The 16,065-nt window shown below is 64.9% G+C and carries 15 protein-coding genes; 7 read left to right on the forward strand and 8 right to left on the reverse strand.

The window, feature by feature from the left end; all coding sequences use genetic code 11:
* Window positions 1-67 precede the first annotated feature (67 nt).
* Window positions 68-1,129 (forward strand): peptidase M14, encoded by a 1,062-nt coding sequence (locus tag ACSQ3I_RS00530; RefSeq protein WP_435995274.1) that lies wholly within the window; start codon window positions 68-70, stop codon window positions 1,127-1,129.
* Between the two features lie 111 nt (window positions 1,130-1,240).
* Here ACSQ3I_RS00530 and ACSQ3I_RS00535 read toward each other — a convergent pair whose 3' ends face one another.
* The 4 genes from ACSQ3I_RS00535 to ACSQ3I_RS00550 all read right to left on the reverse strand — a co-directional run bounded on the left by ACSQ3I_RS00535 (window position 1,241) and on the right by ACSQ3I_RS00550 (window position 5,295).
* A complete protein-coding gene (locus ACSQ3I_RS00535; RefSeq protein ID WP_435995276.1) occupies window positions 1,241-2,170 on the reverse strand; it encodes a UDP-glucose 4-epimerase family protein in 930 nt (309 codons plus the stop codon).
* Window positions 2,167-3,291 carry a glycosyltransferase family 4 protein gene (locus ACSQ3I_RS00540; RefSeq protein WP_435995278.1) on the reverse strand — a complete coding sequence of 375 codons (1,125 nt, stop codon included), beginning with the start codon at window positions 3,289-3,291 and terminating at the stop codon, window positions 2,167-2,169. The genes ACSQ3I_RS00535 and ACSQ3I_RS00540 overlap by 4 nt, the downstream gene beginning before the upstream one ends.
* Window positions 3,292-3,362: 71 nt before the next feature.
* Window positions 3,363-4,241, reverse strand: a complete 879-nt coding sequence (gene yddG / locus ACSQ3I_RS00545) for an aromatic amino acid exporter YddG (RefSeq protein WP_435995280.1) — start codon at window positions 4,239-4,241, stop codon at window positions 3,363-3,365.
* A 304-nt stretch (window positions 4,242-4,545) separates the two neighbouring features.
* Window positions 4,546-5,295 (reverse strand): helix-turn-helix domain-containing protein, encoded by a 750-nt coding sequence (locus tag ACSQ3I_RS00550; protein WP_435995282.1) that lies wholly within the window; start codon window positions 5,293-5,295, stop codon window positions 4,546-4,548.
* Between the two features lie 149 nt (window positions 5,296-5,444).
* Between ACSQ3I_RS00550 and ACSQ3I_RS00555 the strand changes: the two genes are divergently transcribed.
* Entirely contained in the window at window positions 5,445-6,695 is a 1,251-nt protein-coding gene (locus ACSQ3I_RS00555) for an aminopeptidase (protein ID WP_435995284.1), read from the forward strand.
* Between the two features lie 34 nt (window positions 6,696-6,729).
* Here the strand turns inward: ACSQ3I_RS00555 and ACSQ3I_RS00560 are convergent, their stop codons facing one another.
* A complete protein-coding gene (locus ACSQ3I_RS00560) occupies window positions 6,730-7,623 on the reverse strand; it encodes an EamA family transporter (protein ID WP_435995286.1) in 894 nt (297 codons plus the stop codon).
* Between the two features lie 100 nt (window positions 7,624-7,723).
* On the opposite strand from ACSQ3I_RS00560, the gene ACSQ3I_RS00565 reads away from it, so the two are divergent.
* Window positions 7,724-8,206 (forward strand): MarR family winged helix-turn-helix transcriptional regulator, encoded by a 483-nt coding sequence (locus ACSQ3I_RS00565; protein WP_435995288.1) that lies wholly within the window; start codon window positions 7,724-7,726, stop codon window positions 8,204-8,206.
* A 76-nt stretch (window positions 8,207-8,282) separates the two neighbouring features.
* On the opposite strand, the gene ACSQ3I_RS00570 is transcribed toward ACSQ3I_RS00565, so the two are convergent.
* Both ACSQ3I_RS00570 and xseA read right to left on the reverse strand, forming a co-directional pair.
* On the reverse strand, window positions 8,283-8,873 hold the full coding sequence (locus ACSQ3I_RS00570; RefSeq protein WP_435996218.1) for an NAD(P)H-dependent oxidoreductase: 591 nt from the start codon (window positions 8,871-8,873) through the stop codon (window positions 8,283-8,285).
* 2 nt (window positions 8,874-8,875) lie between these two features.
* Window positions 8,876-10,486 carry an exodeoxyribonuclease VII large subunit gene (gene xseA / locus ACSQ3I_RS00575; RefSeq protein WP_435995290.1) on the reverse strand — a complete coding sequence of 537 codons (1,611 nt, stop codon included), beginning with the start codon at window positions 10,484-10,486 and terminating at the stop codon, window positions 8,876-8,878.
* A gap of 282 nt (window positions 10,487-10,768) precedes the next feature.
* Here xseA and ACSQ3I_RS00580 point away from each other — a divergent pair, with 282 nt between their 5' ends.
* The gene (locus tag ACSQ3I_RS00580; protein ID WP_435996220.1) at window positions 10,769-11,032 is read left to right on the forward strand and encodes a spike base protein, RCAP_Rcc01079 family; all 264 of its coding nucleotides are present in this window, start codon (window positions 10,769-10,771) and stop codon (window positions 11,030-11,032) included.
* Window positions 11,032-12,336 carry a phage head spike fiber domain-containing protein gene (locus ACSQ3I_RS00585; RefSeq protein WP_435995292.1) on the forward strand — a complete coding sequence of 435 codons (1,305 nt, stop codon included), beginning with the start codon at window positions 11,032-11,034 and terminating at the stop codon, window positions 12,334-12,336. Before ACSQ3I_RS00580 ends, ACSQ3I_RS00585 begins: the two co-directional genes overlap by 1 nt.
* 39 nt (window positions 12,337-12,375) lie before the next feature.
* On the opposite strand, the gene ACSQ3I_RS00590 is transcribed toward ACSQ3I_RS00585, so the two are convergent.
* Window positions 12,376-14,226 (reverse strand): hypothetical protein, encoded by a 1,851-nt coding sequence (locus ACSQ3I_RS00590; protein ID WP_435995294.1) that lies wholly within the window; start codon window positions 14,224-14,226, stop codon window positions 12,376-12,378.
* A gap of 126 nt (window positions 14,227-14,352) precedes the next feature.
* Here ACSQ3I_RS00590 and ACSQ3I_RS00595 point away from each other — a divergent pair, with 126 nt between their 5' ends.
* Together ACSQ3I_RS00595 and ACSQ3I_RS00600 are read left to right on the forward strand one after the other, a co-directional pair.
* Window positions 14,353-15,345 (forward strand): glycosyltransferase, encoded by a 993-nt coding sequence (locus ACSQ3I_RS00595; RefSeq protein ID WP_435995296.1) that lies wholly within the window; start codon window positions 14,353-14,355, stop codon window positions 15,343-15,345.
* 19 nt (window positions 15,346-15,364) lie between these two features.
* Window positions 15,365-16,060: a class I SAM-dependent methyltransferase gene (locus tag ACSQ3I_RS00600; protein ID WP_435995298.1), complete on the forward strand. Its 696-nt coding sequence runs from the start codon at window positions 15,365-15,367 to the stop codon at window positions 16,058-16,060.
* Window positions 16,061-16,065: the final 5 nt, after the last annotated feature.

A 16,065-nucleotide genomic window follows, 5' to 3' on the forward strand; every position in this document is an offset into this window, starting at 1 on the left:
TTGCCTTCGTCCGGCCGAAGGAATAGGCGATAGGCAAGCCTGAATGCGGCGCGGGAAGGAAAAGACCATGGATATTTCCGAAATCACCATTGAAGGCGATACGCCCGGCATCGCCTGGCGCCTGCCGGTCTTCCACTTCAAGGGCAACGACAGCCGGGCGCCGACCGTCTACATCCAGGCGGCCCTGCATGCCGGCGAGCTGCCGGGCACGGCGCTCATCCATTTCCTCTGCGAGCGGCTGCGCCATGCCGAAGCGGAGGGGGCGATTGCCGGTTCGTTGACCATCGTGCCGCATGCCAACCCGATCGGCCTGGCGCAGTTGCATTTCGGCGAGTTGCAGGGGCGTTTCGACCTTGGTTCGCGGGCGAATTTCAACCGCGATTTTCCGCTGATCCCACTGGAAAAGCGCGACACGCTGCTCGCCGATCTCGATCGGTTTTCCGCCACCGACCGACTGAAGCGCAAGCTTCTGCACATGGCGCTCGGCGCCGATCTGGTGCTCGACCTGCATTGCGACGATGAATCGCTGCAATATGCCTATATCGACACCGCCTTCTGGCCGGAGGCGTCTGATCTGGCTTCGGCGCTGTCCATGGATGCCGTACTGCTCTCTGACGGCGAAAGCTCCGCCTTCGAGGAAGCGGTAGGATATGCCTGGAAACATGAGGGCGCCGGCGAGCGGAAAACCAGCCTGCCCGGCCGGCTGTCGACCACGCTGGAACTGCGCGGCACGCGGGAGGTCTATCCCGAGATGGCGGCCGCCGATGCCGAAGGGCTTTTCCGGTTCCTCGTCGCCCGCGGTATCGTCAGGGCCGTGTCGGAACCTCTACCTGCCTTTGCCGGCCCGGCCGCACCGCTCGACAATATCGAGATGATCCGCGCCCCGGAAGCGGGCACAGTTCTCTTTCACCGCGACATCGGCGACCGCGTCGAGGCCGGCGAACGGCTGGCGACCATCGTCACCCGCCCCGGTTTCCCGGATGGTGCCATCGAGGTGCGGGCGCCGCAGGCCGGCCTGATCGTCACCCGCGTCTCCAGCCGCTTCGCCCGCCGCCGCGGCGACTTGATGAAGATCGCCTGCGATTCACCGAGCCGTGCGAACCGCAAGCCGGGCACGCTGGAGGATTGATCGGAGGGATTTCGGGCGTCTGTACTGCGGGGTGCCGGGAACGGAGGACATGCCTGTTTGGCTGATCTCCGGCGGCAATGCCGGAGCATATTCGCCGCGATGCATCGCTTTCTATGCAGGCGGCTTCGACCCAAGGGTCGCACGCAATCCGTCCTGTAGCGAATAGGGCGGCGTCCAGCCGAGAAGGCCGGCGATCTTGCCCGTATCCACCGTCAGCGAGCCGAGCAGCCGCTCGGCCATCGCCCCACGGCCCAAAAATTTCAGCGCCCCGGAAATCCAGAACGGGGGAACGGAAATCAGGCGCGCCGGCTTTCCGGCAGCCGCGGCGATCTCCTTCGCCAGCGCACCGATGGACGGAGTTTTGGCATCGGCGACCAGAAACACCTCTCCGGCGGCGGCGGGGTGATCGAGAACGCGAATGATGGCGTCGGTCAGATTGCCGACATAGACCAGCGACCGTTCGTTGCGAACGGCGCCGAAAGGCAAAGGCAGGCCGGCCGTGGACAGCCTGACGAGGCTGGCGAAATTCGCCTTCACCCCCGGGCCGTAGACCAGCGGCGGGCGCAGCACGGTCACCGCCATGCCGGTTTCGCCGACCAGCGCAAACAGGCCGTCTTCGGCTTCCCGTTTCGATATGCCGTAGCCATCTTCCGGCCGAGGCGGATCGCTTTCGCGGAATGGGTGGCCGGGAAGCGTGCGCTCGCCATTGACCTTGACCGAACTCAGGAAGACGAAGCGGCGCACGCCGGCCCGCGCCGCCTGGCGGGCGAGGTTGAGCGTGGCATCGACATTGACGGCGCGGTAGGCGGCGAGCGGATCTGCCGCGGTTTCGTTGAGCACATGGGTGCGGGCTGCGAGATGGATGACGGTGTCGACGCCGTCGAGCGCCGCGCTCCAATCGGTACCGGCCGTCACCTCACCCACCGCGACGTAATCGGTTCCCTGCGCACGGCTCGCGCCGCGAAAGGCCAGCCCGCGTTGAGCAAGGTCCTTTGTCAGGGCCTGGCCGACAAAACCCGTGGCGCCGGTGACCAGGATCATCTTGGCCTGTTCCGCGACAGAAGCTCACCGTAGAGATCGGCATAAGCGGCGCACATGCGGTCGATGGTGAACAGTGCTTCGTAGCGCGCGAGCGCCGCCTGGCCGAAGACGGCGGCCTGGGCCGGGTCGCCGGCAAGCCGGGTCATCGCCTCGGCAAGGGCGTCGGGATCGTTCGGCGCGGTGACGATGCCGGTCGTGCCGTTCAGGTTGACGTAGCTGGTGCCGCTGCCGACCTCGCAGGTGATCATCGGCTTGGCGAACATCGATGCTTCCACCAGCGACAGGCCGAAGGCCTCCGAGCGCAGGTGCGAAGGGAAAATGGTGGCGTAGCTCAGTTCTAGCAGCGCGCTCTTGTCCTCGTCGTCGAGCGCGCCGAGGAAAAACACATTGCCGGCGCCAAGCCGCTCCGCCTGCTGTTTTAGTTCCGCTTCCATCGGCCCGGCGCCGACGATGGCGACTGGCAGCCCGGTGCGTTTGGCCGCGTCGATCAGGATGTGCAGGCCCTTGTAGTAACGCAGCACGCCGACGAAGAGGAAGAATTTTTCCGGCAGTTTCAGCCGCCATGCCGCCTTTCTTTCCTCGCTGGCCGGCGGACAGGAGGCGCGGTCGAGGCCGATCGGGATCACCGTGCACTTGTCTCTGAAATCGCGCAGGTCGAGGCTCGATTGCAGGTAGTTGGGCGAGGTTGGCACGATGCGGTCGACGCTGCCGAGGAACGCCCGCATCAGCGGCCGGTAGAGTGTCAGCAGCCCCTTCTGCTTGACGATGTCGGAATGGTAGGTGACCAGCGACGGTTTTTTGAGCCAGCTGGCGAAATGCACCAGGTCCATGAACGGCCAGGGGAAATGATAGTGGACGATGTCCGCTTCCGCCGCGAGCGCCCGAAAACGTCCGAATGCCTCCAGGGAAAAACCGGTCGAGGCGACTTCCAGATTGAGTTTTGCCTTATGGGCCCAATGCCCCTCGAACAGCACCGTGTTCAGGTCCGGCTCCCGGCTGAGCGACAGCACGTCCGTTTGTACCCCCAGCGGTGCGGTCCCCTTGGCGATGGCATGGATCGTCCGCTCGACGCCGCCGAACGTATCGGGCCAGTAGGTCTTGAAGAAATGCAGGACGCGCATGCCGGGGCCTTCGGATCGGAGAAACGGGGCCGGTGATACGACAGGCCGCCCGCCTTTCCAAGAAGAAAGCGTCAGCCGCGCTTGCCGCCGACGGTTGCCAAGACGGAGCCGCCGAGGACCAGCAAAGCGGCAAGACCAAGCGTCAGTGTGGCCGGTGCTGCGCCGGTCGCCACCAGCAGCGCGGTGGAAATCAGGGGCGCCAGATAGGACAGCGCGCCGAGCAGCGGCAGATGGCCGTGCTTGGTGGCATGATCCCACGCCAGGAAGGCGAGGCCGACCGGCCCCAGCCCGAGGCAGAAAATGGCGATCCACTGGCCGGTATCCGGCGCGACGCTGGTTTCGAACGCCAGGTGGCAAAGCCCGCCCGCGAGCGCCACGGCGCCGCAGATGCCGACGATCATGCCGCTCGGCGTGCCTTCGAAGCGGCGGTTGAGCACCGAATAACCCGACCAGACGAGGGCGCAGGCAAAGGCGGCGAGATAACCGCTGACGGCGCCGGTAAACCCTTCCCCGCCGCCGTTGCGGGCGAGAATGATGATGCCGGTTCCGGCAAAACCGAGCAGGGCGCCGACGACATGGCGCAGTTTCAAGCCTTCACCCGGCAGCAAGGCGGAAAACAACACGATGAACAGCGGCCAGAGATAGGCCACGAGGCTCGCCTCCGCGACCGGCGCCGTCTGCAAGGCGTAAAAATACAGGGCGTGATAACCGAACAGACCGAGAAAAGCGACGATCCAGGGCTGCCAGGGCTGGCGCATCTCCGCCAGCGCCGCCCGGCCCCGCACGGCGAGCAGGATGATGCCCGCGATGAAGGCGACAGCAAAGGTCAGCGCCAGCAACTCGAACGGCGGCAGGCTGCCGGCATTGGCGGTGAGCAGGGCGAGGCACGCCCAGAGAAGGATCGCCACGATGCCGATCGTCGTTGCTCTCGTGCGGTTTGCCGTCGTCATGTCGTTTCCTGTCTGGCATTGAGGCCGTTGTTTTTTCCCTTCTCCCCAGCGGGGAGAAGGTGGCCCGAAGGGTCGGATGAGGGGGGCATACGGCAGGGGATGCGCTTGTGGCACCCCCTCATCCCGTTGCGTCCTACGGACCCTTCTCCCCAGGGGGAGAAGGGGCAGGTGGCACCCGCTCATGCCAAAGTCTCCCGTCGCCATCTCGGCAGATGCCTAACCGCTCATCGAAAAGCCGGATAGCCAGATCCTGCGTGATTTTGTGCAAATCCTTCGCATGCGATGAAAGGACGGCGTGCCCGGCTCAATGACCCTTGCGAAACCGCAGAGGCGTGATGCCGCGCGACTGGCGCAGCCGGCGGGTCAGCGCGCTCTGGTCGGCATGGCCGGTTAGGAGCGCAATATCGGCGATCGGCAGTTCCGTATTCGCCAGCAGCTCGAGGGCGGCGTCGAGGCGTATCTCCATCAACATCGCATGCGGCGTCGTGCCGTGATGCGTGCGGAACAGGCCGTGCAGCCGCGTCTCGCCGACGCCGGCCTCGCGGGCGATGTCCGCGACGCCGAGCGGGCGGTGGAGATGGGCGCGCATGAAGGCGAGCGCGCGGTCGAGATGTCGGGTGGAGCCATCGGCGGAGGGTTTGGCCGGTTGCGAAAGGGCGGCATACAGCAGGCCGCACCAATTGCTGCGCAGGCTGCCTGTGACCTCGCCTTCCCCGGCGGCAGCAGAGAGATGGTCGAGCAAGGCCTGCACGGCAGGGCGGACCTCGAAGAAGGCGGAAGCGGAATAGCGGGCGACGGCCGGTTCATCCAGAGCCGGGCAGCGGGCGTCGACTACGATGAAACCGTTGCGCCCGCCGGCGCGAAAGGCATGGCGGGTGCCGGCGGGAATGACTGCGCCGCGACCGCTCGCCACGACGCCGCCCTTGCCGCCGATCTCCAGTTCCAGCACGCCGAGCCGCGGCAGGACGATCTGGTGGAAATCATGGCAATGCAGCTCCGCCTCGCCGCCATAGCTGCGAAAGCCGAGATAGTCGTCGCTGGCCGAAACGTCCATGGTGATCCGCGCTGGCAGGAGTGCGTCTGGCGGCTCTATATCATTGGCCGGCTTTCCGGCAAAAGCCAAAATCCTTGGGCGTGCGCATTCAGTTTTGTCCGGTCATGGCCTACATAGTCATGCGAAGCAGACAACACAGAAAGCCGTCCATGACCGTTTCCTCCTCGTCCCCCGTCGATCCCGTCAAACTCGAAAAGCTCGCGGAAACCGCCATCCGGGTGGGCCTGCAGCTGCAGAAGGGGCAGGATCTCGTCGTGACCGCGCCGATCGCCGCCCTGCCGCTGGCGCGGCTGATCACCAAGCATGCCTATCTTGCCGGCGCCGGCCTCGTCACCACCTTCTATGCCGACGAGGAGGCGACGCTCGCCCGCTACCGCCATGCGCCTGACGAGAGTTTCGACAAGGCGTCCGGCTGGCTTTATGATGGCATGGCCAAGGCCTTTGCCAACGGTGCTGCCCGGCTGGCGATTGCCGGCGACAACCCGATGCTGCTGTCGGCCGAGGATCCGGCCAAGGTGGCGCGGGCAAACCGTGCCAATTCGATGGCCTACAAGCCGGCGCTGGAAAAGATCTCGAATTTCGACATCAACTGGAACATCGTCTCTTATCCCAATCCCTCCTGGGCAAAGCAGGTCTTCCCTGACCTGGCCGAGGATGAGGCGGTGCGCCGGCTGGCCGATGCGATCTTTGCCGCCTCGCGTGTCGATGTCGCCGACCCGATCGCCGCCTGGGCGGCCCACAACGCCGATCTTGGCAAGCGTTCCGCCTGGCTGAACGGCGAGCGTTTTGCCGCGCTGCATTTCACCGGTCCCGGCACCGATCTCACCGTCGGCCTGGCCGATGGCCACGAGTGGCACGGCGGCGCCTCCACCGCCAAGAACGGCATCACCTGCAATCCCAACATCCCGACCGAAGAGGTATTCACCACGCCGCATGCGCTGCGGGTCGAAGGACACGTATCGAGCACCAAGCCGCTGTCGCACCAGGGCACGCTGATCGACGACATCCGCGTGCGTTTCGAGGCGGGCCGCATCGTCGAGGCCAAGGCGAGCCGTGGCGAAGAAGTGCTGAACAAGGTGCTGGATACGGACGAGGGTGCGCGGCGTCTCGGCGAAGTGGCGCTGGTGCCGCATTCCTCGCCGATCTCGAAAAGTGGCATCCTGTTCTTCAACACGCTGTTCGATGAAAACGCCTCCTGCCACATCGCGCTCGGCCAGTGCTATTCGAAGTGCTTCCTCGATGGCGCCTCGCTCAGCCCGGAACAGATCGCCACGCAGGGCGGCAATTCCAGCCTGATTCACATCGACTGGATGATCGGCTCCGGCGACGTGGATATCGACGGCGTGACGGCGGACGGCAGCCGCGTTGCTGTCATGCGCAAGGGCGAATGGGCGCGGTAACGGCGCTTCTCATCGTCGACGGTCGGCCGGCACCTCAGCCGGCGCGGCTACCCGCCGGTTTGGCGCCGGCGGGCAGGCTTGCCTGCTGGCTTATCCACACGCTCGCCAGCACGGCGACAAAACCGGCGATCTGCAGCGGCGTCAGGCTCTGTCCGAGCAGCAGCCAGCCCAGCAGGGTAGCGACGAGCGGACTGAGGAACCCGAGCGAGGCTGCCGCCGAAGGCTCGATGCGTGAGAGGCCGCGAAACCACAGAAGATAGGTGAAGGCAGCGCCGATCAGGCCGAGATAGGCCATGCCCAGCACATTTCCCATTGTCGGTGCCGGTAGCGCCGGCTCCAGCCACAGCACGAGCGGGATCAGAAGCAGGCCGCCGGCCGTCAGCTGCCAAGCGGTGAAGGTGAGGCTGGAGACCGGCGGTTTCCAGTGCCGGGTCAGCACCGTGCCGAAGGCCATCGATACCGCACCGGCGAGCCCGGCCACGATGCCGATCGGATCGAGCGCCGCCCGGGGCGTCAGCACCAGCAGCGCGACACCAACAATGCCCGTCAATCCCGCCACGACGGCCAGCGGCCGTATCTGTTTTGCCAGCACGATGCGCGACAGCGCGATGACGATCAGCGGCTGCACGGCGCCCACCGTGGCGGCCACGCCGCCGGGCAGGCGGTAGGCGGACACGAACAGCATCGCCCAGAAGAAGGAAAAGTTGAGCGCGCCAAGCACGAAGGTCCGCCCCCACCAGATGCCTTGCGGCAACTGGCGCACGAGCAGCAACAGCAGCAGGCCTGCCGGCAGGGCGCGCAGCAGCGATACGGTCAGCGGATAACCCGTCGGCAGGAAACTGGTGGTGACGTAATATGTGCTGCCCCAGATCGCCGGGGCGATGGCGGTCAGCAGCACGTCGACGACATGGCTCGAATTTGTCTTCATCTCAATAATCTCGATCTCAAGATAAATTCAGCATAGCGACAAATATCTTGACGTCAAGATGTCCCGGTCTTATCGGAAAAGGATCACCGAGGGACGATGCATGGACCACGTCGACAGAATTCTGGATCAGTGGCGGCGCGAGAGGCCGGACCTCGATGTCACCGCCATGGGCATCCTCGGCCGGCTGAAGCGGCTTTCGACCCATCTCTCCCGCGAGGTCGAGGTCGTCCTGCAGGAAAACGGCCTGTCGTCGTCGAGTTTCGACGTGCTGGCGACCTTGCGACGGTCCGGCGCGCCCTATCGCCTGTCGCCGGGGGATTTGCTGGCGACAACCATGGTGACCTCGGGCACGATGACCAACCGTATCGACCAGCTGGAAAAGGCCGGGCTGGTGGAGCGCGTGGTCAATCCGGAGGATCGCCGCAGCGTGCTCATCGCCCTGACGGAAAAGGGTTTTGCCCTGGTCGAGAAGACGGTGACGGACCATGTCGCCAACCAGCACCGGCTGGTCGAAAGCCTGCCGGCAGAAAAGAAGGCGGCGCTCGACGGGCTGTTGCGCAAGCTGCTGGCTGCGTTCGAGTAAGGCCGGAAATGCTCTATCCGTCTGTTTTCACGCGCTTCCGGACGCAAAGCCGCTCCGCAGTTTTGCTGGACTTGCTCTAAATCTTCGACAGGGCCAGCCGGATCCGCTGCAGATGCGCCTTGCGTTTGGCATCCGTGTTGCGGTCCATGTCGTAGAGGTTCATCATGCGGAAATCGACACCCTTGGCGCAGAAGGCCGCGATGCCGCGCCGGAGGATGCGGCGCACGGGATTGCCCATGTAGAGATGCACGATCCACCAGGGTGAGCCGGTGGTCGTCAGCGCCCAGAACAGCTTGATGTTGCCCAGTTTCGGCACGATGCGGCCGCCATCGGGATCGTGATCGAAGGCGACGCCGGGGGCGAAGACGCGATCGAAGAAGCCCTTGAGGATTGCCGGAAAATTGAACCACCACTGCGGAAAGACGAAGATCAGGCCTTCCGCCGCCCGCAAACGTGCCACGAGGTCCTCAACTGCGGAACCGTCGTAGGGCACGGTGTACTGGCTGCGCCGCTCGCTTTCCGTCAGTCTCGGGTCAAAACCCTCGCGGTAGAGATCGAGCATATCGACGCTGTGGCCGCCGGCCTCCAGCGTCTCCTTCGCCGTGCGGGCGACGGCGGCGGCAAAGCTGTCTTCCAGCGGATGGGCTAAAACCAGAAGCAGGTGCATGGTCAAAACAGGTTCCCTTGCTCCGGCGGTTTTTCGGGCGTGGCCGGCTTTGCGCTGCGCTTGCGGGGCGCTGCAGGCGGCGTGTCAGCTGGCGGCGGCGGGCCGGCTTCGCCGCCGGTAACGGCGCTCACGCGGGCATCGGCGAACTGGATGGAGATCGCCGCGCCGGCGACAAGCGCCGCCGCCCGCGACACCGGCCTGTCGTCGGCATCGCGGATCACCGCATAGCCGCGCAGCAGCACGTTCTTGTAGGACAGCGACTGCAGCACCCGGTCCTGCGCCAGCACGTCGGCGCGCCAGCGGCGAAGCTGGTGGGCGAGCGTGCTGTCGGCATGCCGTCCCAGATTGGACAACCGGTCGCGGAAGCGCGCCACCTGGGTATCGAGGCGTGCCGGCACCAGCCCGAGCACGGCATCCGCCCGCTTCAGCCGCGAACCGAGTTCGGCGGCGCGACGCTCGATGAAGCGCTCGATGCGGATCATCCGGTCGTTCACCGTCTGGCGGCGTTCGTTAATGCGGCCGGTCAGCAACTCCGGCCGCAGATGGGCGGCGAACCGCTCGAAACCGCGGCGCTTGTTGAGGGTATTGAGCGACAGGCCACGCCCCAGGCCGGCGGCGGCCTCGTCGAAGCGCCGGCGCGGCAGAGCCAGCAACTGGTCGAGCGAGGGCAGCGCCCGCACCAGCGAACGCAGGTTCTGGCGGCGCTGGTCCATGTGGCGGCCGGTGCCGCCCTGCAGCCGGGCGGAAAGTGCCGCAAGCTGCGACTGCAGCTCGGCCTTCACAGGTACGGCCATTTCCGCCGCTCCGGTCGGGGTCGGCGCGCGCACATCGGCGGCATAATCGATCAGCGTCCAGTCGGTCTCGTGGCCAACGGCTGAGATCAGCGGGATCCGGCTTTCCGCCGCCGCCCGGACGACGATCTCGTCGTTGAAGCTCCAGAGGTCTTCGAGACTGCCGCCGCCGCGGGCGACGATCAGCACGTCCGGTCGCGGAATGGCGCCATCGGGCGAAAGCGCGTTGAAGCCGTGGATTGCATTGGCGACCTCCTGTCCGGACCCTTCGCCCTGGACCTTGACCGGCCAGAGCAGCACCCGCACCGGAAAGCGGTCGGAAATACGGTGCAGGATATCGCGGATGACCGCACCGGTCGGCGAGGTGACGACGCCGATCACCCGCGGCAGAAACGGCAGGCGCCGCTTGCGTTCGGGATCGAACAGGCCTTCGGCGGCAAGCTTGCGCTTGCGCTCCTCGATCAGCGCCATCAGCGCGCCGGCGCCGGCCGGCTCCAGGCTTTCGATGACGATCTGGTATTTCGATGAGCCCGGAAAGGTGGTGACCTTGCCGGTGGCGATGACCTCCATGCCTTCTTCAGGCCGGAACTTTAGCCGGCTCATCGAACCTTTCCAGATCACGGCATCGATGCGGGCGCGGTCGTCCTTCAGCGAAAAATAGGCATGACCGGAGGAATGCGGGCCGCGATAGCCGGAAATTTCGCCGCGCACCCGCACCTGGTCGAACGCCGTTTCCACCGTGCGCTTGATCGAGCCGGAGAGTTCCGAAACGCTGTATTCGGTCAGGTTCGAAGGGGTGTCGACGTCAAAGAGATTGGCCATGGCGCCATCCTAGCCGATGACCGCGCCGTGGTCAGCAGCAAACCTCCGGCCCGTCCGCCTCTTCACCGAAAAAGCGGGGCGCACGGGGAAGATTTTCGCTGTCACAACGGATGTCGTTCTGTGTGCCCTCCGTGCACCTGCTGAACGATCTCAATCTTGTCAGTGGGTTGGGGTGCGCCGTGAGCGAAGCATCGTGTGCTGCGCCGAAAAGATCGTCCCCGCCGATCCCCGCGGCTTCGGCAGAACGCATCATGAGGGACCGTCATGTCCAAGGAGCTTTCGATGGTCGACCGTTTTGCCAATACCCAAGCCTCGCTGTCCGGGCCTGCAAGCTCGGGCTTTTCGATCACGCCGAACGATGCGACCGATCTCACGGAGACGGTCCGGGCGCTTTATGTCGGCGGCGGCGGCAATCTCAGCGTCACGATGTTGTCGGGTGAGGTGTTGACGCTGGCCAATGTCTTTGCCGGCTCGATCCTGCCGCTCAGGGCGGTGCGCGTGCGCGCCACCGGCACCACTGCCACCGATATCGTGGGTCTGGTCTGATGGTCGATGCCCAGATCTCGTTGACCGGTTCCGGGCGTTCGCTGCCCTTCTGGGCGCGGCCGGCTGCCCTTGCTGCCGATCTTGCCGGCGGGCCGGCCAAACCGCCGGCCTTTGCCTTCGATGCCCGGCGAAACGCCTGTGCGCTCACCAGCCTAGCGCCATCAAGCATTGCCGCGGCCACCGCAACCGCGATCGGCGACGCCGTCCGCCCGGTCGCCTTCGCGGATCTCTTTCTTTTTACCCGCGCCGGGACGGCCACCTATCTTGATGCCGACGGCACGGTCCGCACCGCAGCTGCCGACAGTCCACGTTTCGACTGGTCGAACGGCAGCCGGCAGTTTTTGGTCGAGGCGCAGGCGGCCAACCTTTTGCTGCAGTCGCGCAATCTCGCGGCTTCGCCCTGGACTGCCGTCGACATGGCATCCGTCCGCGGCCAGCCGAGCCTCTTCGGCGATAACGATGCCTTCCGGCTGACGGGTGCATCTGCCGATGCCCGTTATTCCCAGTCGGTTTCGGTCACCGCCGGCCAGACCTATTGTTTCTGGGCGTGGATGAAACCGGGAACGGCGGCGCAATCCCGGCTGCAGGCCTATGACAGCGCCAATACCACCGGCTACGAAATCACCGTCACCTGGTCCAGCCGCACTGCCGCCAGCACCGGAAGTGGTTCGGCCACACCTTTTGTCACGGCCTTTCCCGGTGGTTATTACCGTGTCGGCTTCAGTTTTGCGCCGGCCGGCGCGGCGTTGCTGCTGCAGCATTTCAGCGGTGCCGGCACAATGTTCTTCGACGGATTGCAGCTGGAAAGCGGCCCGGCGCCATCGTCCTACGTGCCGACGACAACGGCGTCCGTGACACGCAGCGGCGATGTCTGCCGCTTCTCGCCAACTGCCGAAGCGGTGCTGCAGCGCGCCGCCGCCGGCATCGTTATCCGCGGGCAGGGGATGCGCGGGGCGTTCGGCGCCTTTGTCGGCGGATCTGCCATGTCGCGGCTCATCGGCTTCAACAGCACGCAGAACAGCCTCGTTTTTGGCGCGAGCAGCATTGTCACCCTGGCATCGGCTACCGCTCCCCTGCCGCCTTTCGGCGTTGCCGCTGCCTGGAACGGGTCGGGCAAAGCGGGATCCTATAATGGCGGGACGGTGCAAAATACGGCGGTAACGCTCGATACGACCCTGTCGAAGAGTTATCTCGGTCGCGCTGAGAGCGGCAACGTCTCTTCCGGCCACTATGATTTCATTGCAGTCTATCCGTTCCGCATGACAGATACCGCATTGCCGGCCAAGGCGGTGGCGCATCTTTGAGATGCGCCACGTCCGGCAATCCGGCCGGGCGCGATCAAATCATTTCTCTTCCGGCCGAACACGGTAAAGCAGGAGGTCGGAACCTTCGGCAGCCGGCAGTGCTTCCAGATAGGCGGGGATTTTTCCGCGTGCCAGATCGGCATACAGTCCCTGTGGTTCCAGTTCGGCAAAATGCTGTGTCTGCCAGTCGCCGGGGCAATAGGCGATCACGGTGACGCCGGCGCCGCGCAAGAAGGACTGGGCCTGCTGCGGATTGGACAGGCCGATATACATCTCCGTCAAGATGCCACCCTGGTTGCGGTGATAGGGAGCCGACAGGATGCGGTGCGGCGTAAAACGCAGCATCGCCGCGCCGAGCTCGATGGATGACGCCACGACACCCGGCTCCAGTGCCGAAAGCTGCGCCAGTGCCGTTTGCGACATGCAGCGCGGGCCGGGTTTGGCTTCGGCAAAGGGCGAACGTTCGACAAGGCCTTTGACGCCCTGGGCGCCCAAAACGCCGCCAAGCGCCCAGGCGGAGGGTACGCAGAGAAACGCCATGACGATGTAAACGAAACCCGCCCCCATGTTTTCCGGATCGGCATTGGCGATGCGGCGGATCTCCATCAGAAGCAGCGCGAGCGGCAGGATGGCGAGCAGGTTGGGGAAGGCCGCCCCGCGCACCTGGAAGATCGCCACCGCGACGCTGACGAGCAGCAGGGCGCCGAGCACGGCATGCATTTCAACCCTGTCCCGCCGCCAGATGCGGAAGGCGCAGACAAAGAGCGCAAATATCCCCGTGCCGTAGAAACCGCCGACCGAGCCTGGATCCAATCGGGTGAGCTGGAACAGCGACTGCGCTTCGCTGACATTGGCAAGCCACAGATTGACGATCATCGGATCGAGGTCGCTCAGTGGATTGCCGAGGCATTGCGGCGCCAGCGTCACCAGCGCGCTGAGCACCATGATGCCGGAAGCGCCGAGTGCTGCCAGCCGCACCGGCATCGAAAAACCGTTGGCGGCAAAGGTCGAGGCAAACAGCATGGTGGCGCCGACCGAGGTCAGGCCATAAAAGCCGAGCGACAGGCTGTCGCAGGTCACCAGGCCATAAAGACTAGGCGGGACGGTCGAAAAGAAGGCGACGGACATGCCGATGACGAGCGCGATGCAGAAGGCGCGCGTCGGGCGGGCGATATCGGCGCCATGCCAGGCCCACAGCCCGGCGACGATCAGGCAGGCGACGGCGACATGCGGCACGGTCTCGACGCCGACGGCAATCGCCAGCGCCACCGCAAGCCCGGCAATCGCAAAACTCGCCGGCCGGCGCTCAGGATCGACCAGCATGGCGGCGATGATCGTCATCAGCAGCAGCTGGACATTGTGGTGATCGATGGCGCCCGGCAGGAAGCGGTTGCTGGTGATGAGATAGATGGCGGTCAGACCCATCGCCGCATGCATCACCGCGGTGCCGCCAATGCGCCGGCCGGCAAGCCCCATGACGAAAAGCAGCGCGACGGCCAAGCCCATCGGCCAGGCGGCAAGCGCTGCGGCTTCCGCCGCCGTATGCGGCAGGAACAGGTCGAAGAACGAGATCAGGTTGGCGATCGGCAGGTCGACGAGGCGCGACCAGTGCATCGGCGTGCCGCCTTCGAGGCCGAGCCGGTACTGCTGCATGTCGAACCAGTTCTGGCCGGCCAGCAGGTCGCGAACCTCGATCAGCCGCGTGACATCGTCATTGTCGGCGCCGACATAGTCATGGGAGCCCGGCAGGTTCAGCGCGGCGAGCACCAGCATGGTGATGATGCCGTAAAAGACCACGGCAAACCGCAGCTGGGCGAGCAGGCGCCCGGATGCCGGGCGCGAAGCCGCACCTCGGCCGGCAGTTTCCGTCGTCAGTGCCGCATTCGCCATGCTGCCGGTCCTTTAACGCAATGCAAGAAGGTGACGGAAACCATGCCTTAACCTTCTCAAGAAATAGTAAAATCCAGACGTCGCGCGCAGTTTGCCGATGGTTTTCTTGAGTTGCAGGTAGAAATCATGGTTGTTGCTGACGCCGGTGCCCTGGATATCGCGGTTCTGCTGCCCTGTTACAACGAGGCGGGCACCATCGCCGCCGTCGTGCGCGGCTTTCGCGAGGCGCTGCCGGACGCGCGCATCTATGTCTACGACAACAATTCCGTCGACGGTACGGCGCTACAGGCGATGCTGGCCGGCGCCACGGTGGTGCGCGAGCGGCGCCAGGGCAAGGGCAATGTCGTGCGCCGCATGTTCGCTGACATCGAGGCCGACGTCTACCTGATGGCCGATGGCGACGGCACCTATTCGCCCGACGATGCCGAAGACCTGATCCGCACGCTTTTGACCGAGCGCGCCGACATGGTGGTCGGTACCCGCCGCGGCGTGCATGCCGATGCCGGACGCCAGGGCCATGCCATCGGCAACCGGCTGTTCAACCGCCTCTACCGCATGATCTTCGGCAGCGATTTCACAGATATCTTCTCTGGTTACCGCGCTTTCTCGCGCCGGTTCGTCAAGAGTTTCCCGGCCGTTTCCGCCGGTTTCGAGATCGAAACGGAAATGTCGGTGCATGCCTCGCGGCTGAAACTGCCGGTGAGCGAGCTGGAACTCGATTACGGCCGCCGGCCGGAGGGCTCGCATTCGAAGCTCTCGACCTTCAAGGACGGCGCCAAGATCCTTTGGATGTTTGCGATGCTGATGAAGGAGACGCGGCCCTTCGCCTTCTTCGGCGCGCTCAGTGTCGCCTTCATGGCGACGAGCACCGTGTTCATGACGCCGGTGCTGCTCGAATATTTCGCCACCGGCCTGGTGAACCGTCAGCCGACATGGGTTCTGTCCATGGCGTTGATGATGATTTCCTTCATGATGTTCACCGCCGGCACCATCCTCGATTCCGTCGCCAGGGGCCGGGCGGAGCAGATGCGCATCCACTATATGAGCCTGCCGGTCGGCCGGTTGCGGCCCGCCGCCGCTGCGGAACCCGTAGCCGACGAAACGGTGAGGGCGGCATGAGCGGCCGTGGAGCGCGACCATGAACCGGGAAACCACCAACCGCATCCGCTTCGTCATCGAAGACGTCATGCCGCCGATCCTGCGTGATTCCGCTGCCTTTCGCTGGATGGCGCGCCTCGCCTGGGGTGACCACATCAATCATCTCGCCCGTTTTCGCGAACGCGCACCCTTCCTGACCGAGGCCGAATACGAAACGCTCTATCGAAACCATCCGCGTGTGCACCAGGGCACCGACAATTCCGCCGCCACCATCCGCCGTATCAATGCCTCCGTGGTTGGCGACAGCCTGTGCGATGTCGGCTGCGGCACTGGTGCACTGCTCAGCCACATCCAGGCGGCGCATCCGCAGCTTTCGCGCCTGACCGGCGTCGATTTTGTCGTCGAGGACGCGGCGGCCTTGCCGGGCATCGAATATGTTGCCGCCAAGATCGAGGCCCTGCCCTTTGCCGACGGCGAGTTCGACACGGTGGTCTGCACCCATGTCATCGAGCACCTCTTGGATTACAGGCAGGCAATTGCCGAATTGCGGCGCATTGCCCGTCGGCGGCTGATCATCGTCGTGCCGCGGGAGCGGGAATACCGCTACACCTTCAATCCGCACTTCAACTTTTTTCCCTACACGCATTCCTTCCTGCGCGCCGTCCATCCGGTGCCGGCGATCCACGAATGCATCGATATCGGCCGCGATATTTTTTACCGTGAAGACCGGGATTGAGGAGC

It is taken from the genome of Rhizobium sp. LjRoot30, from assembly GCF_964253915.1.
Classification (GTDB): Bacteria; Pseudomonadota; Alphaproteobacteria; order Rhizobiales; family Rhizobiaceae; genus Metarhizobium.